Here is a 21,795-nt window from a genome sequence, read left to right on the forward strand (position 1 = left end):
ACCGTGGCGCCATGACGTCACTCCGCCCCGCCCCCGAGGACATCCAGGCCACCCTCCACAGCGAACGCGCCCATCACGACACCTGCCGCGCCGCCCTCGCCGCCATGATCGAGGGCGCCGCCGAACAGGTCGTCGTCGGCGAGGACGTCTCCGCCTCCGGCGCCGACGCCGAGGTCCTCGGCCACCAGCTGCGCAGCCAGGCCAAGGCGCTGCGCGAACTGCCCCAGGGGCCGCTGTTCTTCGGCCGGCTGGACTTCGCCGCACAGGACCCCGGGCACGGCGGGCAGAACTACCACGTCGGCCGGCTCCGGATCACCGAGCACCCGGCCGCCCCACCCCTCGTCGTCGACTGGCGGGCCCCCGTCTCCCGCGCCTTCTACCAGGCGAGCGCGCGCGATCCACAGGGTGTGGACGTCCGCCGCCGCTTCGGCTGGGCGGCCGGCAGCCGGGGCGACTCCGCCGACCTCACCGGGTTCGAGGACGAGCGGCTGGGCCGGGGCGAGTCACGGACCAGCGACATCGTGACGCGCGAGATCGAGCGGCCCCGCATCGGACCGATGCGGGACATCGCCGCCACCATCCAGCCCGAACAGGACGACCTCGTCCGCGCCGGCCTCGCCGCCTCCGTCTGCGTCCAGGGCGCCCCCGGCACCGGCAAGACGGCCGTCGGCCTGCACCGCGCCGCCTACCTGCTCTACACCCACCCCAAGCGCATCCAGCGCGCCGGCCTGCTGATCCTCGGCCCCAACCGCACCTTCCTCTCCTACATCGCCGAGGTGCTGCCCTCCCTCGGCGAGAGCGGCGTCCGCCAGGCCACCCTCCTGGACGAGATCGCCCGGCACCCCGCCACCGGCACCGACCCCGTCCCCACGGCCGCCCTCAAGCACGACGCTCGCATGGCCGAGGTGCTGCGCCGGGCGCTGTACGCGCGCGTGTCCGCCGAGGGGGCGACCGACCTCGCCGTGCGGGACGGCTCCCTGTGGCTGCGGGTCACCGCGAGCCGGCTGGCCGGCATCGTCGAGGAGGTGCGCGCCGAGGAGCCGCCGTACGCGACCGGCCGCGAGCGGGTCCGCGCCCGGCTGGTGCGGCTGCTGCTGGAACAGGTGGAGCGGCGGTCCGGGCCGCCGCCGAACGCATGGCTGCGCCGGGCCGAGCGGATGCGGCCGCTCACCGCCCGGCTCGACGCGGTGTGGCCGAAGGTCCGGCCCGAGGAGATCCTCGCCGGACTGCTCACCGACGCCGACGCGCTGGCACGGGCCGCCGACGGACTGCTGGACCCCGCCGAGCAGGCGGCACTGCGGTGGCCCCGGCCGCCGCGCTCGTACAAGTCCGCCCGCTGGTCCGCCGCCGACCTCGTCCTGCTGGACGAGCTGTCGGGGCTGATCGAGCACCCCGAGGGGTACGGCCACATCGTCGTGGACGAGGCGCAGGACCTCTCCCCGATGGAGTGCCGGGCCATCGCCCGCCGGGCCGCCTTCGGCTCGCTGACCGTGCTCGGCGACCTCGCCCAGGGCACCACCGAGTGGGCGGCCCGCGACTGGGCCGTACAGCTGCGCCACCTCGGCAAGCCGGACGCGGCCGTGGTGCCGCTGACCACCGGGTTCCGGGTGCCGGCGGTGGTCGCCGAGCTGGCCAACCGGCTGCTCGGCCGGCTCGACGTGGCCGTACCCGCCGTCCGCTCCCTGCGCACGGACGGCGAGCTGACCCTGCGGCCGACCGACGACGTGCCCGCCACCACCGTGGCCGCCGTGCGCGAGGCGCTGGCCCACGAGGGATCGGTCGGCGTCGTCACGGCCGACGCGGACGCGACCCGGGTCCAGGACGCCCTCACCGCGGCCGGCATCCCCACGGCGGGCCCGGACGAACCGGGCGCCCGGGTGGCCGTCGTGCCCGCGAGCGTGGTCAAGGGCCTGGAGTACGACCATGTCGTCGCCGTCGAACCGGCCGCCGTCCTGGAGGCGGAGGCACGAGGAGCACACCGTCTGTACGTGGTGCTCACCCGCGCGGTGTCCCGGCTGGACGTCGTCCACGCCCGGCCCCTGCCCTTCCAGTGATGTCACACGCACGCGCCGGGCGGTGTCTTCATGGGCGACAGACACTCGTCCAAGGAGAATCCGATGGCGCTACGCCTCCCGAAGGCCGAGCTCCCCGCCGAGCTCGTGGAGAACATGGTCAAGCAGCTCGGTGCCGTGCCCGAGAACGTCGAGGTGAACTGGCACAACCCCCGGGTCACCCAGGACAACCTGGAGTTCGGCGGCAAGGTGGGCGCGTGGGACGCGGCCGACACGAGCCTCAAGTCGTACGCGCACATGGCCGTCGCCGCGCTGGTGGGCTGCACATGGTGCCTCGACGTCGGCTACTTCCAGGCGCGGAACCAGAGCCTGGACCTGGCCAAGGCGAGCCAGGTGCCGCGCTGGCGGGACTCGGAGGTGTTCACGCCGCTGGAGCGGGACGTCCTGGAGTACGCCGAGGCCATGACGCACACGCCGCCGACCGTCACCGACGAGCTGCACCGGGGGCTGCTCGACCGGCTCGGCCCCGCGGCGATGGTCGAACTCACCGCGTTCATCGCCTACGTGAACCTGGCGACCCGGGCCAACGTGGCGGGCGGGGTCTCCTCGCAGGGCTTCTCCGACGCGTGCGAGATCCCCCTGGCCGAGAGCCCCGCGCGATCCGGCGCGGCGTCGACCGCATGACCGGGGATCCGTTCGTCGTCCATCGCAGTCTGCTCTTCACCGTCGCCTACGAGATGCTCGGGTCGGCCGCCGACGCGGACGACGTGCTCCAGGAGTCCTGGCTGCGCTGGGCCGGTGTCGACCACGCGCAGGTGCGGGACCCGCGGGCCTACCTCGTCCGGATCGTGACGCGGCAGTCCCTCAACCGGCTGCGCACGTTGTCCCGCAGCCGTGAGCAGTACGTCGGCGAGTGGCTGCCCGAACCCCTGCTGACCAGCCCCGATGTCGCCGAGGACATCGAACTCGCGGAAAGCGTCTCGATCGCGATGCTGACCGTCCTGGAGACGCTCGGACCGACGGAGCGCGCGGTGTTCGTGCTCCGCGAGGTCTTCGAGCTGTCGTACGGCGAGATCGCCGAGGCCGTCGGGAAGTCCGCGGCCACGGTACGGCAGATCGCCCGGCGGGCCCGCGACCACGTGGCGGCCCGGCGGCCCCGGGTGCGGGTGAGCCGGTCGGAGCAACAGGCCGTCGTGGAACGGTTCCTGGCCGCGCTGCGCACCGGGCGACTGGGGGAACTGATGGAGGTCATGGCGCCGGACGTGGTCATGATCACCGACGGCGGCGGGGTCGTGGCCGCCGCGCCCGCCCCGATCCACGGGGCCGAGCTGATCGCGCCGGTGCTCGCGCGCGTGAACCGCGTGGTGGACGCGCTCGGGACGACGGCCGTGTGGCTCAACGGCGAACCCGCCGGCCGGCTCGACTTCGACGGCGAGCCGTCCACGGTGAGCCTCGTGGTGGAGGACGGGCGGATCACCCGGATCTACGTCGTGCGGAACCCGAGAAAGCTGACCCGGCTGGAGGAGCCGGCCGAACTGGCCAGATGAGCCTGCTGGAACCCGGTGCGGCCCACCGGAACCCCACCGCGGGGCCGGTACGGAATCTTCCGTACCGGCCCCGCGGTCGTGATCGGCGGCGGGCACGCCGGACGTGGCACGGCACACTTTTGCAAGCGGCTGCTTGCAATTGTTAGCAAGGGTGGGGCATGGTGGAGGCATGGCATCGCTCAACGTCGGCAATCTCGGTGAGTACCTGCGCGAGCAGCGGCGCAACGCACAGCTGTCGCTGCGTCAGCTCGCCGATGCCGCCGGGGTGTCCAATCCGTACCTGAGCCAGATCGAGCGCGGGCTGCGCAAGCCCAGCGCGGAGGTGCTCCAGCAGGTCGCCAAGGCGCTGCGCATCTCCGCCGAGACGCTGTACGTCCGCGCCGGCATCCTCGACGCCGAACGGGACGGCGAGGACCGCGTCCGCGAAGGCGCGACGCGCGCCGTCGTCCTCGCGGACCCCTCGCTCAACGAGCGGCAGAAGCAGGTGCTGCTCCAGATCTACGAGTCCTTCCGCAAGGAGAACGGATTCGGGGTCGGCGAGCCGCAGCAGGGGAGCGACGGTACGGGGGACACGGAGGGGACGCCGGGCAGCGCCGGCGCACCGGGCGACCTCGTCGAACCGGGCACCGACGTCGGTCCGGGCGACACCGAAGACCGCGGCGACAGCGCCGCACGCGGCAGCCGTGGGGCCGGCGGCAGTGACGCCGGTCCGCGGCGGACGACCGGTTGAGGCGGGCCCTCGACAAGTCAGCCACCGGTCGCCATACCGCGGACCACACGAACCTCAGCCGAACGCGAATCCGGGAGGACCACCACCATGGCCATCACCGACGACCTGCGCAAGACCCTCAGCGACCCGACCCCGCTCTACTTCGCCGCCGGCACCGCCGACCTCGCCCTCCAGCAGGCCAAGAAGGTGCCCGCCCTGGTCGAGCAGCTGCGTGCCGAGGCCCCGGCGCGCATCGAGAAGGTGCGCGCGGCCGACCCGAAGGCCGTGCAGGAGAAGGCCGCCGCCCGCGCCAAGGAGGCGCAGGAGGTCCTGCAGACCAGGGTCAACGAGATCATCGGGACCCTCGACGTCGACCTGAAGAAGTTCGGCGAGACCGCCCAGGACCTCGCGCTGCGCGGTGTCGGCGTCGCCGCCGAGTACGCCGTCAAGGCCCGCGAGACCTACGAGAAGGTCGCCGAGCACGGCGAGCAGGCCGTGAAGCAGTGGCGCGGCGAGGCCGCCGAGGACCTCGAGGACCTGGCGATCGCCGTCGAGGGCAAGCCCGAGCCTGCCGTCGTCAGGCCGGTCGTCGTCAAGGAGGAGCCGAAGCCGGCCGCCGCCGAGGCGGACTCCGCGGCGAAGAAGCCCGTGGCGAAGAAGGCTCCGGCCGCCCGCAAGGTCACCCCCGTGAAGCGGACGACCCCGCCGGCCAAGTGAGCGTGACCGACGAGGCATGAACGGGCCGGGCACCCTTGGGGTGTCCGGCCCGTTGTACGGGTACGGTGACGGCGTAGGGATCGGGAGACAGCGGGCGGTGGGCAGCATGCTGATGTTGGGCTTCGAGGGATTCATGGGGATCTTGAAGATCGTCCTCATGGCTCTGGCCGCGTTCGGGCTCGTCGACGCCGCGTTCCGGCGCGAGGACGCCTTTCGCGCGGCCGACAAGCAGAACAAGGTGTTCTGGCTGATCATCCTCGGACTCGCGCTCGTGGTGAGCGCGATGTTCTCGATCCTCGGCATCCTGCCGATCGCGGGCCTGGTCGGGAGCATCGTCTACATCGTTGACGTGCGTCCCGCGGTCAAGCAGGCCTCCGGCGGCAACGGCTGGGGCCGCCGCCGCGGCGGAAGCAGCAGCGACGGTCCGTACGGGCCGTACAACGGCCGTCGCTGAGCCCCGCGGAGCCCCCGGGCGGAGCCTTACGGAGTCCTGTCCAGCAGGACCACCGCGAGGTCGTCGGTCAGCTCGCCGCCGTTGAGGTCGCGGACCTCGTGCACGGCGGCGCGCAGCAGGTGCTCGCCGCGCAGGCCCTCGCCCAGCTGGCGGCGGATCATGGCGACCATGCCGTCCTGGCCCAGGCGCTCCTTGCCCGCGCCGACGCGGCCCTCGATCAGACCGTCGGTGTAGAGCATCAGGCTCCACTCGGCCCCCAGCTCCACCTGCGTCCGGGGCCAGCGGGCGCCGGGGAGCAGGCCGAGGGCGGGGCCGTTCTTGTCGTACGGCAGCAGCTCCGCGTCCCGGCCGGGGCGGGCGACCAGCGGGGCCGGGTGGCCGGCCAGGCACAGGCCGGCGCTGCGGCCGTCGGGGGCGATGTCCACCGTGCACAGCGTCGCGAAGATCTCCTCGTCCGCGCGCTCGTGCTCCAGCACCTCCTGGAGCGTGCTCAGCAGCTCGTCCCCGCACAGTCCGGCCAGCGTCAGCGCCCGCCAGGCGATGCGCAGCTCCACGCCGAGGGCGGCCTCGTCCGGGCCGTGGCCGCAGACGTCGCCGATCATGGCGTGCACGGTGCCGTCGGGGGTGCGCACCGCGTCGTAGAAGTCGCCGCCGAGCAGGGCGCGCGAGCGGCCGGGGCGGTAGCGCGCGGCGAACCGCAGCGAGGAGCCCTCCAGCAGCGGGGTCGGCAGCAGACCGCGCTCCAGGCGGCGGTTCTCCTGCGCGCGCAGCCTGCTCTCGGTCAGTCGCCGCTCGGCGGTGTCGGAACGTTTCCGCTCCACTGCGTAGCGGATCGCACGGCTCAGTAGCCGGCTGTCCAGCTCGTCGCGGAACAGGTAGTCCTGGGCGCCCACGCGCACGGCCTCGGCGCCGCGCTCGGCGTCGCCGGAGGCGGTCAGCGCGAGCACGGCGTGCCGGGGCGCGAGCCTGAGCACGTGCCGGAGCACGGCGAGCTCGTCGGCCTTCCGGTCGTCGGCCTCGGTGGGCCGGCCGGGGGCCGGGAGGGCGAGGTCCAGCAGGATGCAGTGGACGTCGTCGGTGAGCAGCCGCTCGGCCTCGGTGAGGTTGCGGGCGGTGCGGACGCGGATGGGGCGGCCGGCCGCGTCCTGCAGATCGGGCACGATCTGGCCGGCCGGGTCGTCCTCGATCAGCAGCAGGGTGAGAGGGGCGCCGGTCGTGGTGGTGGTCGCGGCGCCGCGGTGTGCCTCTTCCTTGAGGGGGCCGCCACTCATGGAGGCGGCCTGCGCCTGACCACTCTCCACGGCCGGGATCGCTCTCTGCCGCGGTACGGGTACGGGCATTGTTCGGTTTCCTTCCCTCCCCCCGAGGGCACGGTGGCGTCGAGGGACCTCGTACCACCGACGGGTGACCATAGCGGTACCTGCCGCCCCGATGGAATGGTGTGAGCCGCGTCGCTCCCGCGCAGGCCACTGTCATATGCCGCTTTCCGTACCGCAGTTGGACAGGACGGCACGGGACAGGGAATGACGAAGCTCACGTACCGCCCGGGTTACGGCGGGGATTCGGTGGAGCGGGTCACATGGCGTACGTCACGGGGACTGCCCGAGGGGCGCGGGGCCGTATCGGTATGCGGCCGCGCTGCGATGGGGGTCCCCCCGATCGAGCGAGGTCGAGCGCGGGCACGGCCGGCCGCGGCGCGAGACCCGCGCCCGGAAGACGGCCGAAGCCCGACGGCGCTCCACCGCCTTCCCCCCCCGCCGTGAGGCCTACGCGTCGGGTCGTACGACCCCGAGGATCGGCATCGAGCCCGCGCCCGCGACCGTCACCCACCGCCCGGGGCGCGGGGCGTGGATGATCGCGCCGTCGCCGACGTACATCGCGACATGGCTGGCGTCGTCGAAGTAGATGATGAGGTCGCCGGGGCGCATGTCCTCGATGCCGACGTGCTCGAGCTGCCTCCACTGCTCCTGCGAGGTGCGCGGGATGGGGTGGCCGGCGCTCGCCCAGGCCTGGGAGGTGAGGCCGGAGCAGTCGAAGGAGCCGGGGCCCTCGGCGCCCCACACGTACGGCTTGCCGAGCTGGGCCGTGGCGAACGCGACCGCCGCCTTGCCCGGCGCCGAGGCCTTGCTCTTGATCTCCTTGAGCACGCCTGTGTCCAGCCAGGCGGTCTGCGCCTTGTAGGCGGCCTGCTGCTCCAGCGTGGCGAGCCGCTCCCGCTCCTTCTTCTCCAGCTGGGACTCGAGTTCCTCGGCGGCGGCGATCTGCTCCTTGATCTTCTTCTTGGCGGCGGCCTTCCCCTTGCGGTCGGCCTCCAACTTCTCCCACTGCGCCGAGGCGTCGTCCGCGTACTGCTGCAACTGCTTCTGGACGCGGGTCGTTTCGGTGAGCAGCTTCCTGGTCGCCCGCTCGCCGTTGAGCACCGTCCCGGCCCCGTCGGCGACCTGCTGCGGATCGCCGCTGAACAGGAACTGGGCCATGGGCGGCAGGCCGCCGTTGCGGTACTGGGCGCGGGCGGCGGCACCCGCCTGGTCCTTCAGCTCGTCCAGCCTCGTCTGCCCCTCGACGATCTTCTTGGCCAGCGTGACGATCTGCGCGGACTGCTTCTTCGTCCGCTCCTCGGCCGCGTTGTAGGCGTCGGTGGCCACGGCCGCGTCGTGGTACAGCTCGTCGAGCTTCTCGCGGACCTTCTCAAGACCCTTGCCTGGCGGCGGAGTCGGGGTGGTGCCCGGCGTCGCGCCCGGTCTGGGGATGGGCGCGGCGACGGCCGTGCCGGGGGCCGTCAGCACGGTCGCCGCGCAGACCACGGTCACGGCGGCGGCGATCAGGCCGCCCTTGCCTGTACCCATACCTGAGCCCCCAAGCTGATTTACCGTCAGTAACTTACGGATGCCCGGGGGATCGTGTCACGATGTCGCGCAAAGTGACAGAGGTGGGCGGAAGTCGGATTTTCCGTGCCCCCCGTGTCTCCCCCCTTCCGCACATGTCCCCTCGCACCCTTGCGATTACGGCGATCTCCCCGCCGATGTGACGAACGACGCACGGCGATCGTTCCGTCGGTGTCACCCACACGGGTCCAGGCCGTTCCTCCGGGCGGGTTCATGCCGTTCGCCCGTGCGGGCTCCCGTAGGTCACCCGTGTGCCGTCACGCGGTTCGCCCGTGCGGGCTCCCCGCGGCGCACCGCGGCGCCTTCCCGGCGGTTCATCCGCGCGGCGCCAACGCCCCCCACGCCACCGTCACTTCTCCCTGCCGCCAGCGGGCCGGGCCGTCCGTGACCGGCCAGTCGGCGCGCAGGTCCCGGACCGTGCGGATCCAGCGCTGGCGGGCGCCGTAGGAGGCGTAGGGCGCGTTGGCGGCCCAGGCGCGGTCGAAGTCGCGCAGGAAGGCGTGCACGGGCTCGCCGGGCACATTGCGGTGGATCAGCGCCTTCGGCAGCCGCTCGGCCAGGTCCGAGGGCCGTTCCAGGGAGCCCAGCCGGGTCGCGAAGGTGACCGTGCGCGGGCCGTCCGGGCCGAGCGCCACCCACACGTGCCGCCGCCCGATCTCGTCGCACGTCCCCTCGACCAGCAGCCCGCCGCGCGAGCCGCCGGCGGCCGGGGCGAGCCGCGCGCACAGCCGCTCCCACACGGCGGCGACCTGGTCCTCGTCGTACTGGCGCAGCACGTTGGCGGCCCGCACGAGCAGCGGACGCCCGGGGACGGGGACCTCGAAGCCGCCGTGCCGGAAGGCCAGGCCCTCGCACTCGTACGGCCGGGCCGCCGCGACCCGCTCCGGTTCGATCTCGACGCCGACCACGCGCGCGCGTGGGGCGACGGACCGCAGCCGGCCGAGCAGCTCGACGGCGGTCCAGGGTGCGGCGCCGTACCCGAGGTCGACGGCGACCGGGTCGGCCGCGCGGCGCAGCTCGGCGCCGTGCGTGGCGGCGATCCAGCGGTCCATGCGGCGCAGCCGGTTGGGATTGGTGGTCCCGCGCGTCACCGTCCCCACGACGGAGGTCCCCCCGGCCGAGCGAAGCCGGGAGTGAGAAAGGGACGTCGCGCGGGCTGCCATGCCTACGAGGGTAAGCGGGCCCCAAACGGCGGAACGTCGAACGGTTGATCGATCAAAGGTCATGGTTGGGTAAAGTCGCCTGATCGGGAAATGGCGGGACACCCGTCCGCTGTTGGACCCCCTTGGAGGACGACGCCGGTCCTCCGGCAGGCATGCCCGCAGCAAGGAGGAACGCCCGTGAGCCAGTACGTCAGCAGGCTCGGGCGTCGCTCGCCGGCGGCACCCTCGCGGCTGAGGCTGCACCGCAGGCCCCGCCGCGTCGCCATGCTCTCCGTGCACACCTCACCGCTCCACCAGCCCGGCACCGGCGACGCCGGCGGCATGAACGTCTACATCGTGGAGCTGGCCCAGCGGCTGGCCGCGATCAACATCGAGGTCGAGATCTTCACCCGGGCGACCGCCGGCGACCTCCCGCCCACGGTCCAGCTCGCCCCCGGCGTCCTGGTCCGGCACGTCGACGCCGGCCCCTACGAGGGCCTCGCCAAGGAAGACCTCCCGGCCCAGCTGTGCGCCTTCACGCACGGCGTGATGCAGGCCTGGGCCGGTCACCGCCCCGGCCACTACGACCTCGTCCACTCCCACTACTGGCTCTCCGGCCACGTCGGCTGGCTCGCCGCCCAGCGCTGGGGCGTCCCCCTGGTGCACGCCATGCACACCATGGCCAAGGTCAAGAACGCCAACCTGGCCGACGGCGACACCCCCGAGCCCGCCGCCCGCGTCATCGGCGAGACCCAGATCGTCGCCGCCGCGGACCAGCTCATCGCCAACACCGCCGAGGAGGCCGACGAACTCGTCCGGCACTACGCCGCCGACCCCGGCAAGGTCGCCGTGGTCCACCCCGGCGTGAACCTCGACCGCTTCCGGCCCTTCCCCCAGGGCGCGGCCCCCGGGCACTTCGGCGCGCCGGGGCCGGACGACACCGCGGCCGCCCGCGCCGCCGCCCGCGCCCGCCTCGGCCTGCCCCAGGACGCCCTGATCCCGCTCTTCGCGGGCCGCATACAGCCCCTCAAGGCTCCCGACGTGCTGCTCCGCGCCGTCGCCGTGCTGCTGGACGAGCGTCCCGACCTGCGCCCGAACCTCGTCGTACCGGTCGTCGGCGGCCCGAGCGGCAGCGGCCTCGCCAAGCCGGAGGGGCTGCAGAAGCTCGCCACACGGCTCGGCGTCGCCGACGTCGTACGGTTCAGGCCGCCGGTCGGGCAGGCGCAGCTCGCCGACTGGTTCCGGGCCGCTTCCGTGCTGGTCATGCCCTCCTACAGCGAGTCCTTCGGCCTGGTCGCGATAGAGGCGCAGGCGGCCGGGACGCCGGTGCTCGCGGCCTCGGTGGGCGGTCTCCCGGTGGCCGTGCGCGACGGCGTCACCGGCTTCCTCGTCCAGGGCCACGACCCGGCCGACTACGCGCGCGTGCTGCGCCGGTTCGCCGACGACGCGTCCCTCTCGGCGCGCATGGGCGCGGCCGCCGCCCGGCACGCGCAGTCCTTCGGCTGGGACACCGCGGCGGCCGCCACGGCCGACGTGTACCTGGCCGCCACCCAGTCCCACCGCCGTCGCGTACGCTCCCAGCATGGGTGATGCCGAGAGGGCCGAGAGGGCCGAGAGGGCCGGACAGGTCGTCGAGGGCGTGCTGAAGGACGCCGAACTGGAGTGGGAGAGCCCGGAGACCGGCACCTACGTCGTCAAACTCCCCGGCACCCACAAGCTCTCCACCACCGTCTCGCTGCTGGTGGGCCGGCACACGCTCTCCCTCAACGCCTTCGTCGTCCGTCACCCCGACGAGAACGAGGCCGGTGTCCACCGCTGGCTGCTGGAGCGCAACCTCAAGCTGTACGGCGTGAGTTACGCCGTCGACCGGCTCGGCGACGTCTACGTCACCGCCCGGCTGCCCCTGACCGCCATCACCCCCGAGGAGATCGACCGTCTCCTCGGCCAGGTCCTGGAGGCCGCCGACGGCGCCTTCAACACCCTTCTGGAGCTGGGCTTCGCCTCCGCGATCCGCAAGGAGTACGCGTGGCGGGTGTCCCGCGGGGAGTCGACGCGGAACCTGGACGCGTTCAAGCACCTGATCGAGCGCCCCGCCGGCTGAGCTTCAGTCAAGCCCTTCCTCGCTCTTCCCTTCACCCGAGGAGCAGTGGCATGCTCACCGCCAACGCATTCCTGAACGTCGTTCATATCCATGAATAAGAAGGGGTGGTTGGACATGAGCAACGGGCACGTCAGCAGACGCACACTCCTGGCCGGCGCCACCGCCGTGGCCCTCGGCGCCACGACGGGCACCGCACGTGCCGCGACCGCCGAAGCAGCCGCGGCGGCGACCGCGGAGGGAGTCCCGGAAGTCCCCGCCATCTGGCGGGAGTTCGCCCGGTCCCCCTTCACTCATCCGCAGATCCCCTTCATCGGCCGGGCGGGCTGCCGCACCAGGATCCGGGCCACCGGACGGCTCGTCCTCGACGTCACCGACCACGGCGCCGTACCCGACGGCACCACGGACTGCGCCCCCGCGATCAACCGTGCCATCGCCGCCGCCGGAGAGGCCGGCGGTGGCACGGTCACCATCCCGCCCGGCACCTTCCGCATCGACGACCTGATCCGCATCGGCGACTCCGGCGTCGTCCTGCGCGGCGCCGGCAGCGGCCGTACGACCCTGTACGCGACGAAGAACCTCACCGAGCTGATCGGCGCCTACGGTTCCCGCTACGGCGGCGACAAGTCCTCCTGGTCCTGGGCCGGCGGCCTCATCTGGCTGGCGCCGAAGGCCCGCCTGGACTCCCTGGTGGCCGCGATCCGGGCCCGCGCCTGGCCCTTCGAGGGCTGGACCGGCAACAAGCGGGACGAGTGGACGACCCTCACCACGCTCGAACCGGCCCGCCAGGGCTCCTGGACGGTGACCGTCGCCGACGCGGGTGACCTGCGGCCCGGCCGGCTGGTCCTCCTCCGCCTCGCCGACGACCCGGCCCACACCCTCCTCCAGCACATGGCGGGCGGCGGCCCCGGCCCGGCCGCGTACGTCTGGGACGACAAGACCAAGCTGACCTCCTACGTCCCCTACGAGTGGCCCGTACGCATCACCCGCGTCCAGGGCCGCCGCATCACCCTCGAACGCCCCCTCCCGCTCGACATACGCCCCGAGTGGGACCCCCGGCTGACCACCCACGTCCCGGAGTTGACCGGCTCCGGCGTCGAGGGCCTGACCCTGGAGGCGATGCAGACCCCGCAGTCGCCGCACCTCCTGGACAAGGGGTACAACGGCGTCGTCCTGCAGTGCGCCTACGACTGCTGGGTGGACGACGTCACGGTCCGCCACGTCGACAACGGTTTCGGCCTGGTCGCCGCCTCCGCCTGCACCCTGCGCCGCACCCGCGTCGCCGGCCGCGGCTCGCACCACCCGTACTTCTGCCGCGAGGGCGCGCACGACAACCTGATCGACGACTTCACGATCGAACAGCGCACGGTCCCCGCGCCGCCGAACACCCAGCTGCACGGCATCAACGTGGAGGGCCTCTCGTCCCACAACGTCTGGTCGCGCGGCGAGATGCGGATGGGCACCTTCGACAGCCACCGGGGCCTGCCCTTCGCGAACGTCCGCACCGACATCACCGTGAACAACAACGGCCGCCACGGCGGGGACGCCAGCGCCGGCCCGCTCTTCGGCGCCCGCTTCACCCACTGGAACGTCAGGGTCACCAACGGCCGCGCGGGCCTGATGAAGATCGACGGCCTGGCCCCGTACTCCGCCACCGTCGGCCTCGACACGGTCACCGAGTTCGACCAGACCGACGTCCCCGACTTCACCGGAGACCTGCACTCCCGCCTGGAGCTGTACGGCACCACGGACGCCGTGCGCCCGCGCAACCTGTACGACGCTCAAGCCGACTTGAGTCGGTAGCGCCCCGGGGTGATGCCCACCAGCCGCTTGAAGTGCCGGGTGAGATGGGCCTGGTCGCAGAACCCGGTCGCCACCGCCACCTCGCCCGGCGCCACCCCGTCCAGCAGCAGCCGGCGCGCCCGGCCCACCCGGCGGGACGTCAGGTACTGGTGCGGGGCGATGCCGTAGGCGGTGCTGAACGCCCGTACCAGGTGGGCGGGATGGGCGTGCAGCAGCCGCGCGGCCTCGGCCAGGGCGAGCCCCTCCGAGACCCGCTCGTCGAGCAGTTCACGCAAGGCACGCGCGAGGGCGGGATCGGGGCGGGCGGCAGCCTCCGGCTCCCTGCGCCGCAGATGGTCCCGCAACCGCGCGCCGACCAGCGCGAGCCGGCTCTCCGCCTCCAGTTCGTCCCCGGGCCGCCCGAGCGCGGCGTGCACCTGCCCGACCCGCCGCCGCAGCAAGGGGTCCCGGAGGTCGGGCCCGTCGACGGCCGGCCCGATCAGCTCCTCGCCGAGATGGCTGCTGTCGAGGTACAGCACTCGTTTCCGGAAGCCGTGCGGGGTGGCGGGGGAGCCGTTGTGCGGAACGTGCGGGGGCAGCAGGGAGACGGTGTCGTGCGGGGTGCCGTGCTCGTGCCGGTCCAGGTCGTACCGTACGGCCCCGTCGTCCACGATCAGCAGCGTCCAGTTGTCGTGGACGTGCATCGGGTACGCGTACTCGGTGAAATGGGCGTGGAAGACCTCCACGACGCCCGGGACACGTGGGCGCCAGGCGGAGACGTCCGGCTGGGCTGCGGCCACGCAAAGAACGTACAAGACCGCCCGCCGGGCCGCGCGGCAGTCTCGGTGCATGAACACCGAGCCCCTGCTCCCCCACTCTCGACTTCTCCCCCACTCTCGGCTTCGCTCGAGCGGGAGGGCCCCCCAGCGCGGGGGGACCCCCATCGACACCAAGATCGCCGTGCTGCTCCGCGAGGACCTGGAGCCGTGGCAGCGCCTCAACGTGACGGCCTTCCTGGTCAGCGGCCTCGGCAGCGAGGTCCCGGAGATCGTCGGGGAGCCGTACGAGGACGCGGACGGCGTCACCTACCTGCCGATGTTCCGCCAGCCCGTGCTCGTCTTCGAGGGCACGAAGGAGACCCTGAAGGCGGCCCACGCCCGAGCCCTGTCCCGCGCGCTGCCCCGCGCCGTCTTCACCGCCGACCTCTTCGCCACGGGCAACGACCGCGACAACCGCGCGGCGGTCCGCGCCGTGGGCACGGCGGACCTGGACCTGGTCGGACTCGCCGTGTACGGCCCGCGAAACGGGGTGGACAAGGTGCTGAAGGGGGCGCGGATGCACCAGTGACCGAATCTGCACAGGGTGTACCCAAGCGCGCGGGGGGTGGGCACCGTTGGTGCGGAGTTGTCCGGATCGGCGTCGCCATGGCAAGAGCCCCGAGCTTTCCGCGCCGTGTCATGTGTGGAGAAACTTCCCCCGATCCATGTGCGTGACGGCACGGATGCGGAGGCGATGTCCTCGACTCCCGTGTGGGGAACGGGTTCGACTGGATGGCAGGCACACTCCGTGATTTCATCCTCCGCACCGCCGGGTTCGCGCCATGGCGTCCGGGAACGGCAGGCGCGTACCTGCGGCCGCGGCCGAGCCGTCTGTCCCCAGCGGGGCCGCGCACCCTGTGGAACCTCCATACGAAGGGCAGTTTCAAGATGACCTCCGCTCCCCAGGTCCAGACCGTCGAGATCTCCGACGCCGAGCTGGACTCCGTCTCCGGCGGCCTGAGCCCGCAGTTCGGCATCACCGCCGGCAACACGACGATCGGCAGCTCGGAGCTCCTGACCCAGCTCGACACCGTCACGGGCACGGTCCAGGGCGCCCTCGGCCAGATCCAGGGCGCTGCCGCCAACTTCCACAACGTCAGCGTCAACGCCTCCTTCTGATCGCTGATCGCTGATCACGATCGCTGACACCTGATCGCCGATCGCCCGGCCGCTGTCGGCCGACGGCGGCCGGACGATCGGCATCACGGCACCAAGCCCCCCGCCCGCGAAGCGACGCAGGCAGGGGGCTTGATGGTGTATGGCGGCTCCGTGCCCGGTCAGACCGCGCTGACCTCCGCCTCCGCCCCCGCGGGGGCGGGCTCGGACGACGGCCGCTCGGGCGGCAGGCGCCGCATGAGCACGCCGTACCCGAGCCCGGCCGCGGTCCCCACGACCGCGCACATCCCCCACAGCCACTCCGCGCCGAAGCGGTCGATGACGGCGCCGGACATCAGCGGGGCGACCAGGGCGGCGACGGACCAGGAGAGGGTGTACACGCCCTGGTAGCGGCCGCGTCCGTGGACGGGGGAGAGCTGGACGACGAGCCCGGTCTGGGTCGGCGCGTTGACGATCTCGGCGAGCGTCCACACGCACACGGTGAGCGCGAAGACGCCGACCGACCCGGCGAAGGCGGTGAGCCCGAAGCCGTAACCGGCGAGGAGCGAGGAGATGACCAGCAGCGTGCGCGGGTCCCGGTGCTCGATGAAGCGGGTGACCGGGATCTGCAGGGCGACGATCAGGATGCCGTTGACGGCGATGGCGAAGCCGTAGTCGGCGGGGGAGAACCCGGCACGCCCCATGGCGACCGGCAGGCCGACCGAGCCCTGCTGGAAGACGACGGCGACGAGGAAGGACAGGCCGACGACGGCCATGTACCGCCCGTCGCGCAGCACGGTGAGGAGGCTGACCTCGGCCTCGGCCCCGGCCTCCTTGGCCGTCGCCGCGGGCCGGGACTCGGGCACCTTGAGGAACACGACGATCGCGCACGCGAGGGTCATCCCGGCCTCGATGAGGAAGCCGGCGAGGTAGCTGTACTGGGCGATGAACCCGGCGCCCATGGAGGAGACGGCGAAGCCGAGGTTGATGGCCCAGTAGTTGAGCGAGAAGGCCCGCACCCGGTCCTCGGGCCGGACGATGTCGGCCATCATCGCCTGCACGGCCGGCCGGGAGGCGTTGGAGGTCATGCCGACCAGGAAGGCGACGGCCGCGATGGCGACGGGGTCGCTCATGAACCCGAGCAGCGCGACGGACCCGGCGGTCGCGGTCTGCGCGATGAGCAGGGTCGGCCGCCTGCCGAGCCGGTCGGCCATCACGCCCCCGCCCACCGAGGAGACGACCCCGCCGAGCCCGTGCAGCGAGGCGACGAGACCGGCGTACGAGGCCGAGTAGCCGCGGTCCAGGGTCAGGTAGAGCGCCATGAACGTGGCGACGAAGCCGCCGAGCCGGTTGACGAGGGTGCTGGTCCACAGCCACCAGAAGGCTTCGGGCAGCCCGGAGACGGATTCCCGGGCGGCTCTTTTCAGCTTGGCGGCAGACGCGACGGACATGGACAGGACCCCCCGTACGGCACGGCGCCCGTCCTTTGGCGCCGTACCGCTAAGTAAGTGGCTCAAGCGGTAGGCGCAACTTACGACCTTCGGACCCGCGACGGCCACTCAATTAACAGATGCCGTCAAACGTCCGCCCACCGGGCGGCCCGGGCAGGGGCGCGAATGCGTGGATTACGCTCTGGGGCATGGCCGACGCACCGTACAAGCTGATTCTCCTCCGCCACGGCGAGAGCGAGTGGAACGCGAAGAACCTGTTCACCGGCTGGGTGGACGTCAACCTCAACGAGAAGGGCGAGAAGGAGGCGGTCCGCGGTGGCGAGCTCCTCAAGGACGCCGACCTTCTCCCCGACGTGGTCCACACGTCCCTCCAGAAGCGCGCGATCCGCACGGCGCAGCTGGCCCTCGAGGCCGCGGACCGCCACTGGATCCCGGTCCACCGCAGCTGGCGCCTGAACGAGCGCCACTACGGCGCCCTGCAGGGCAAGGACAAGGCGGCGACGCTGGCCGAGTTCGGCGAGGAGCAGTTCATGCTCTGGCGCCGCTCCTACGACACCCCGCCGCCCCCGCTGCCCCGCGACTCCGAGTACTCCCAGTTCGACGACGCGCGCTACGCCTCGCTCCCGCCGGAGCTGCGCCCGCAGACGGAGTGCCTGAAGGACGTCGTCGACCGCATGCTCCCGTACTGGTACGACAGCATCGTCCCGGACCTCCTGGACGGCCACACGGTCCTCGTCGCCGCCCACGGCAACAGCCTGCGCGCCCTGGTCAAGCACCTGGACGGCATCTCCGACGCCGACATCGCCGGCCTCAACATCCCCACCGGCATCCCGCTCGCCTACGAGCTCGACGCCGACTTCCAGCCCCTCACCCCCGGCGGCCGCTACCTCGACCCCGAGGCGGCCGCAGCGGCCATCGAGGCGGTCAAGAACCAGGGCAAGAAGAAGTAATCGCCCACGAATAAGCCCCCTGCCTGCGGTTTCTCCGCTGGGAGGGGGCTTTTCGCTGCCTCTGGGCCGTCAGGTGCGGGACGGGCCAGGATCTTGAGGCCTCTGCCCTGCAGCCATGGCTTTTCCGGGGTGTCCGGTAGCTGGCGTTCGGCCATGCCCAGAGGGCCGGATCGCGAAAGTGGTCAGGCCCTCTGACGTTCCCTTTGAGGCTGGGCTTGGCCCTCGCCCAGGTCTACCACCGGGCTCTTCACCCCTCACCTAACGCACGGCGCACAGTTCCGTCAAGTCACGTGTTTATGCGGCATGACGGATATCTGCCACTCCTTGTCTCCTGGTTTCCAGGGCCGCATCGAAGCAAAGGGCAGCGGCCCGGCAAGACCTTCGAGATCGAGGTGGAATCCCATGACCACGCAGAATCACGAACCGGGCGAAACGATGGAATGTGACGGCGGCCCGGCCCCCGCACAGGACTCGCACGTGATCGCCGCGCCGGCCGGATCGGCCTACCACCGGTTGGCGCGGACCGAGCGGTATCGCTGGTGGCAGCCACTGGTCGCCACACTGGTCGCCGGGGCAGGCTGGTGGCTGTCCTTGTTCCCGCTGGGGTTCATATTGGGCGGGGTGGCCGCGCTGGCCGGAGTCGAGCTGGGCGGTTCCCAGGACGTGCTGTTCGCCGATCCTCTATGGGACGACGCCGCATTGCTGCTCATATTGGCGCTCATGCTCCCGATGGTGCTGCTCGCCGCACGCCAGGTGCAGCGCCGGCCAGCCGGCAGCCTGTCCTCGGTGACCGGCCGGGTGCGCTGGCGTTGGCTGCTGGTCTGCCTGGGGGTGGCCGTGGCCGCGGCAGTGCTCCTGATCATCCTGGCGGCCACCCTCACCCTCATGTTCGGGGCAGGCGTGGACGGTTCGGCGTCCGACGCATGGGTGGGCTGGCCGACGTTCCTGGCCTCCGCCGCAGTGTTCGTCCTGCTGGTGCCGCTCCAGGCCGCCGCAGAGGAGTACGTCTTCCGCGGCTGGATCCCCCAGGTCTTCGGCTGTTACCTGCGCACCCCCTGGGTCGGCAGCATCGTCGGCGCTCTGCTCTTCGCCTTGGCTCACGGACTGGGCACCCCGTGGGGCTTTGCCGACCTGATCCTGTTCAGTCTCGTCCTGAGTTTCCTCGTGATCCGTACCGGTGGCCTGGAGGCGGCCGTCGCCTACCACGTGGGCACCAACCTGGTCCTCATGCTCCTCGCCGCCACCACCGCGGGCGGCGTCGCCGACCACCGCACCGCCGCGGACGGCTCCTGGCAACTGCTGGTGGCCGGAGCGGTCGCGCTGGCGCTGTACGCGTGGGTGGTCCTCCACCTGAGCCGCCGGCTCCACATCGCCCGCACGGTGCCCGCACCCGTTCTGCTTCCGGCTTCCCGGGGGTCCGGCAGCCCCGTCTGCTGACTGGCCCCGGATAGTGCGCCGGGCGGGTTTGGGGTGCAGAAGGGCGGCTCCAGCCCAGGGGAGGCAACCTGAAGCTACGACCGCCCGCATCACTGAGGAGGGAAGATCGTCATGGCCGGACTGGCAGGGGTGCCCGGCGGAGAGTGGATGATCCGGGACGCGAAAGGACGCAAGTACGGCTACGACTTCCCTGCGACTCTCCCGGCTGCGCTCGCGCGCAAGGCGCCCCGCGGCGCGTGGCTGCGGGGCGCCTCGTGGGGTTCAGTCGACCGTCTCCCCGTTGTGCGTACCGCCCTGGCAGGGGTTGCCCGGCAGGTCGATCCGGGGCTCTCCGCCGCCCTCCCTGCACTGAGAAGGGGTGACGTAGGACGGGGCACCCTGTGCGGTGGCGGCGTTGGCGGTGGCGGCGCCTGTGAGGCCGAGTCCGGTGAGGGCTGCCGTGGCGATGACGGCGGCGAGGATTCGTCGAATGCGCATTTGGTTCCCCTTTCACGGATTGCCTCAGTTGGGGCACTAGTCAGCTTGGGCTTCACCCATGTGGGTGGCACGCCACGTTGGGCCGTTCGGGTGACAGTGCTGTCGGGTGCGGGGTCGGTGACGCGCCCTGTCGGACAGGCCCCGAAGCGATCACGCCCGGTCAGTTGGAGAAGTACAGGTACTTCCACGAGCCGTACGTCGTCGTGTTGACGTTGTCGCCCGAGGTGTTGTTGATGTACGACGAGCGCATGCGCGCCTTGATGCCGGACACGCCGGGGGCGCCCAGGCTCACGGCCGACTTGCCGTTCGAGGCGAGCTTGAAGTACTGCGGGCTGCCGTCGGCGGTGTACCACTTGCCGGCGTAGTAGACCTGCAGATCCATGCGCTGCGTGCGGCCCGGGTAGTACGTCATGGTCGTGGTGAGCAGCGGGTCGGTGCTCTTGTGGAACCAGTAGTACGTCGTCGAGCCGATCTTGGCCGTCTTGTAGTTCTTCGACACGACGGTGGAGATCTTCACCTTGGCGTAGCCCGTGGACTTGACCGTCCTCGGCTTGTAGCGGGCGTCGCCCTTGAAGACCGCGGTGACGGTGGTGTCACGGGTCATGTCGACCGTCGCGGAGATGTTGCCGTGGGAGTCGACCCGCCCGGTCTTCAGCAGCTTGTTGGGCTTGTCGCCGCCGAAGGGGTTGGCCCAGATCTCGACCGTGCGGTTCTTGTACGTCGTGCCCAGGTGCGCGGTGAACTTCACGTCGGTGCCGTAGGCGTACACCTTGCCGTTGTTGTTCAGGCTCAGCGAGGTCGCGGCGCGGGAGACGCTCACCTTGTCGCTCGCGGTGACCGCCGAGTGCTGGGCGTCGCCCGCGTACGCCACCTTGTAGGTGACGGTGCCACCGGCGGGCGGGGTGTCGGAGAAGGAGTACGTGCCGTCCGCCTTGACCGTGACGGCGGGCAGCGCCTTGCCGCTCGGGGACTCCAGGTCGGTGCGGGTGACCTGGAGCTTCACGCCGGCCGGCAGCGGGACCGTCGCGGTCAGCTTGCCGGTGACGGTGAGCTGCTTGGCACGGGTCGCGGTCGCCGGGGCGTTGACCGTCAGGGTCGGGCTGTTCAGGTTCGCGCCGGTGAGCGCCTTGAGGGTGTAGCCGCCGCTCGCGGCGTCCGTGCCGACGAGCGCGAAGACCCGGGAGTCGTCCGGTGCCCAGGCGAGGTCGGCCGTACGGGCCGTGCCCTGGTTGTAGGTGTGCAGCGGCAGGGCGGCGTTGGGCCGGTACGTCAGGATCTTGGTCCCGTTGACCTGGGCGACCAGGCCGTTGGACGCGACGTCCGCGAGCTGGCCGCTCGGGTACGAACCCGCCGCCTTGAACGTGCCGTCCGCGTAGGCGTCCCGGTCCTTGCCGTTGACCAGCACCTGCGTGCCGCCGGGCACCAGGTCGATGTCGCCGATGCCGTCGTTCAGCGTGTAGTCGCCGTTGTGCCAGGCGACCAGCCCGGGCTTGCCGCTGGAGACGTCGAGCACGGCCATCGAGTCCGTGGACAGCCCGGTCTCGCCGACGGCCAGGATGCCGGGCTGGGACGGGTCGGTGTCCAGCAGGGCCTGGCCCCAGATCCCGGCCGAGGTGCCCTCGGTCGGGAACTGTGCGAGCGTCACCGGGTCGGTGCCGCTCGCCGGGTCCACCGACGGGTCGACGGAGCCGATGTCGCCGTCCCACTGGTCGCCGTAGGAGAACCACACCTTGCCGGCGCTGAACGCGACATGGCGCGGGCCGTAGTTGGTGGAGACGGTGTAGCGGGCCTTGACGTCGAGGGTGCTCGCGTCGATGGCCCAGATCTCGTGGATCGTCGGCGCGGCCGCGTACACGGTCGTTCCGTCGTCCGAGACCGCGAGGTCGCTGACGCCGGTGACTTCGCCGACCGATCCGAGGACGGTACCGGAGTAGTCGGTGGCCGCGACGATGCCCGTGGTGCTGTCGCCGACGAACACCCGCCGCACGGCACCGTCCACCGCGAGACCGCCGGGCGAGGTGACACGGGCGGTCGGAGCGGCCGAGGCGGTGCCGGCAGCACCGAGACTCAGCGCCGCCGAACTGAAGAGGACCGCGAGAGCTGTCGCGGTCGAGATGCTGCGCATACGCACAGTTACCCCCACAGGAAAACCCGGTGCGCGACCGGGGAGAAGTGCGCCGCGCGGCACCCGGGCATGACCGCTGGACGGCGGTGCTGCGCG

General features: G+C 72.0%; 20 protein-coding genes. 13 read left to right on the top strand and 7 right to left on the bottom strand.

Translation table 11 applies throughout. From position 1 onward, the window contains the following. Nucleotides 1-11 precede the first annotated feature (11 nt). The 6 genes from ACWD5D_RS28810 (at nucleotide 12) to ACWD5D_RS28835 (ending at nucleotide 5,439) form a co-directional block, all read left to right on the top strand. Nucleotides 12-2,054 carry a HelD family protein gene (locus tag ACWD5D_RS28810; protein ID WP_451375668.1) on the top strand — a complete coding sequence of 681 codons (2,043 nt, stop codon included), beginning with the start codon at nucleotides 12-14 and terminating at the stop codon, nucleotides 2,052-2,054. 63 nt (nucleotides 2,055-2,117) lie between these two features. After that, complete coding sequence (locus ACWD5D_RS28815) at nucleotides 2,118-2,696, top strand: carboxymuconolactone decarboxylase family protein (protein ID WP_451375669.1); 579 nt, start codon at nucleotides 2,118-2,120, stop codon at nucleotides 2,694-2,696. Then, entirely contained in the window at nucleotides 2,693-3,559 is an 867-nt protein-coding gene (locus ACWD5D_RS28820) for an RNA polymerase sigma-70 factor (RefSeq protein WP_451375670.1), read from the top strand. The genes ACWD5D_RS28815 and ACWD5D_RS28820 overlap by 4 nt, the downstream gene beginning before the upstream one ends. 169 nt (nucleotides 3,560-3,728) lie before the next feature. Next, nucleotides 3,729-4,289: a helix-turn-helix domain-containing protein gene (locus ACWD5D_RS28825; RefSeq protein ID WP_451375671.1), complete on the top strand. Its 561-nt coding sequence runs from the start codon at nucleotides 3,729-3,731 to the stop codon at nucleotides 4,287-4,289. Between the two features lie 87 nt (nucleotides 4,290-4,376). Next, nucleotides 4,377-4,985: a hypothetical protein gene (locus ACWD5D_RS28830; protein WP_451375672.1), complete on the top strand. Its 609-nt coding sequence runs from the start codon at nucleotides 4,377-4,379 to the stop codon at nucleotides 4,983-4,985. 106 nt (nucleotides 4,986-5,091) lie between these two features. Continuing rightward, nucleotides 5,092-5,439, top strand: coding sequence for a DUF2516 family protein (locus tag ACWD5D_RS28835; RefSeq protein ID WP_451375673.1), 348 nt, complete (start codon nucleotides 5,092-5,094; stop codon nucleotides 5,437-5,439). 26 nt (nucleotides 5,440-5,465) lie between these two features. Here ACWD5D_RS28835 and ACWD5D_RS28840 read toward each other — a convergent pair whose 3' ends face one another. From ACWD5D_RS28840 to ACWD5D_RS28850, 3 genes are all read right to left on the bottom strand, one after another. Further along, nucleotides 5,466-6,779, bottom strand: a complete 1,314-nt coding sequence (locus ACWD5D_RS28840) for a PP2C family protein-serine/threonine phosphatase (RefSeq protein ID WP_451375674.1) — start codon at nucleotides 6,777-6,779, stop codon at nucleotides 5,466-5,468. Between the two features lie 426 nt (nucleotides 6,780-7,205). Next, nucleotides 7,206-8,285 carry a C40 family peptidase gene (locus tag ACWD5D_RS28845; RefSeq protein WP_451375675.1) on the bottom strand — a complete coding sequence of 360 codons (1,080 nt, stop codon included), beginning with the start codon at nucleotides 8,283-8,285 and terminating at the stop codon, nucleotides 7,206-7,208. A gap of 353 nt (nucleotides 8,286-8,638) precedes the next feature. Next, on the bottom strand, nucleotides 8,639-9,424 hold the full coding sequence (locus ACWD5D_RS28850) for a class I SAM-dependent methyltransferase (RefSeq protein ID WP_451375676.1): 786 nt from the start codon (nucleotides 9,422-9,424) through the stop codon (nucleotides 8,639-8,641). A 240-nt stretch (nucleotides 9,425-9,664) separates the two neighbouring features. Here ACWD5D_RS28850 and mshA point away from each other — a divergent pair, with 240 nt between their 5' ends. The 3 genes from mshA (at nucleotide 9,665) to ACWD5D_RS28865 (ending at nucleotide 13,367) form a co-directional block, all read left to right on the top strand. Beyond that, on the top strand, nucleotides 9,665-11,056 hold the full coding sequence (gene mshA / locus ACWD5D_RS28855; protein ID WP_451375677.1) for a D-inositol-3-phosphate glycosyltransferase: 1,392 nt from the start codon (nucleotides 9,665-9,667) through the stop codon (nucleotides 11,054-11,056). Beyond that, entirely contained in the window at nucleotides 11,049-11,567 is a 519-nt protein-coding gene (locus ACWD5D_RS28860; protein WP_451375678.1) for a YbjN domain-containing protein, read from the top strand. Before mshA ends, ACWD5D_RS28860 begins: the two co-directional genes overlap by 8 nt. Nucleotides 11,568-11,681: 114 nt before the next feature. Continuing rightward, nucleotides 11,682-13,367 carry a glycosyl hydrolase family 28-related protein gene (locus tag ACWD5D_RS28865; protein ID WP_451375679.1) on the top strand — a complete coding sequence of 562 codons (1,686 nt, stop codon included), beginning with the start codon at nucleotides 11,682-11,684 and terminating at the stop codon, nucleotides 13,365-13,367. Here the strand turns inward: ACWD5D_RS28865 and ACWD5D_RS28870 are convergent. Continuing rightward, the gene (locus tag ACWD5D_RS28870) at nucleotides 13,346-14,197 is read right to left on the bottom strand and encodes an AraC family transcriptional regulator (RefSeq protein ID WP_451375680.1); all 852 of its coding nucleotides are present in this window, start codon (nucleotides 14,195-14,197) and stop codon (nucleotides 13,346-13,348) included. The genes ACWD5D_RS28865 and ACWD5D_RS28870 overlap by 22 nt on opposite strands. Before the next feature lie 91 nt (nucleotides 14,198-14,288). On the opposite strand from ACWD5D_RS28870, the gene ACWD5D_RS28875 reads away from it, so the two are divergent. Together ACWD5D_RS28875 and ACWD5D_RS28880 are read left to right on the top strand one after the other, a co-directional pair. Further along, nucleotides 14,289-14,693, top strand: a complete 405-nt coding sequence (locus ACWD5D_RS28875) for a DUF2000 family protein (protein ID WP_451375749.1) — start codon at nucleotides 14,289-14,291, stop codon at nucleotides 14,691-14,693. Between the two features lie 359 nt (nucleotides 14,694-15,052). Then, nucleotides 15,053-15,283 carry a hypothetical protein gene (locus ACWD5D_RS28880; protein WP_451375681.1) on the top strand — a complete coding sequence of 77 codons (231 nt, stop codon included), beginning with the start codon at nucleotides 15,053-15,055 and terminating at the stop codon, nucleotides 15,281-15,283. 158 nt (nucleotides 15,284-15,441) lie between these two features. On the opposite strand, the gene ACWD5D_RS28885 is transcribed toward ACWD5D_RS28880, so the two are convergent. Beyond that, nucleotides 15,442-16,710 carry an MDR family MFS transporter gene (locus ACWD5D_RS28885; RefSeq protein ID WP_451375682.1) on the bottom strand — a complete coding sequence of 423 codons (1,269 nt, stop codon included), beginning with the start codon at nucleotides 16,708-16,710 and terminating at the stop codon, nucleotides 15,442-15,444. Between the two features lie 188 nt (nucleotides 16,711-16,898). Between ACWD5D_RS28885 and ACWD5D_RS28890 the strand changes: the two genes are divergently transcribed. Both ACWD5D_RS28890 and ACWD5D_RS28895 read left to right on the top strand, forming a co-directional pair. After that, nucleotides 16,899-17,660, top strand: a complete 762-nt coding sequence (locus tag ACWD5D_RS28890; protein WP_451375683.1) for a phosphoglyceromutase — start codon at nucleotides 16,899-16,901, stop codon at nucleotides 17,658-17,660. Between the two features lie 402 nt (nucleotides 17,661-18,062). After that, nucleotides 18,063-19,097, top strand: coding sequence for a CPBP family intramembrane glutamic endopeptidase (locus ACWD5D_RS28895; RefSeq protein ID WP_451375684.1), 1,035 nt, complete (start codon nucleotides 18,063-18,065; stop codon nucleotides 19,095-19,097). Between the two features lie 261 nt (nucleotides 19,098-19,358). Here ACWD5D_RS28895 and ACWD5D_RS28900 read toward each other — a convergent pair whose 3' ends face one another. Next, nucleotides 19,359-19,574: a hypothetical protein gene (locus ACWD5D_RS28900; protein ID WP_451375685.1), complete on the bottom strand. Its 216-nt coding sequence runs from the start codon at nucleotides 19,572-19,574 to the stop codon at nucleotides 19,359-19,361. Between the two features lie 160 nt (nucleotides 19,575-19,734). Then, the gene (locus tag ACWD5D_RS28905) at nucleotides 19,735-21,699 is read right to left on the bottom strand and encodes a YncE family protein (RefSeq protein ID WP_451375686.1); all 1,965 of its coding nucleotides are present in this window, start codon (nucleotides 21,697-21,699) and stop codon (nucleotides 19,735-19,737) included. Nucleotides 21,700-21,795: the final 96 nt, after the last annotated feature.

It is taken from the genome of Streptomyces sp. NPDC002520 (genome assembly GCF_053595235.1).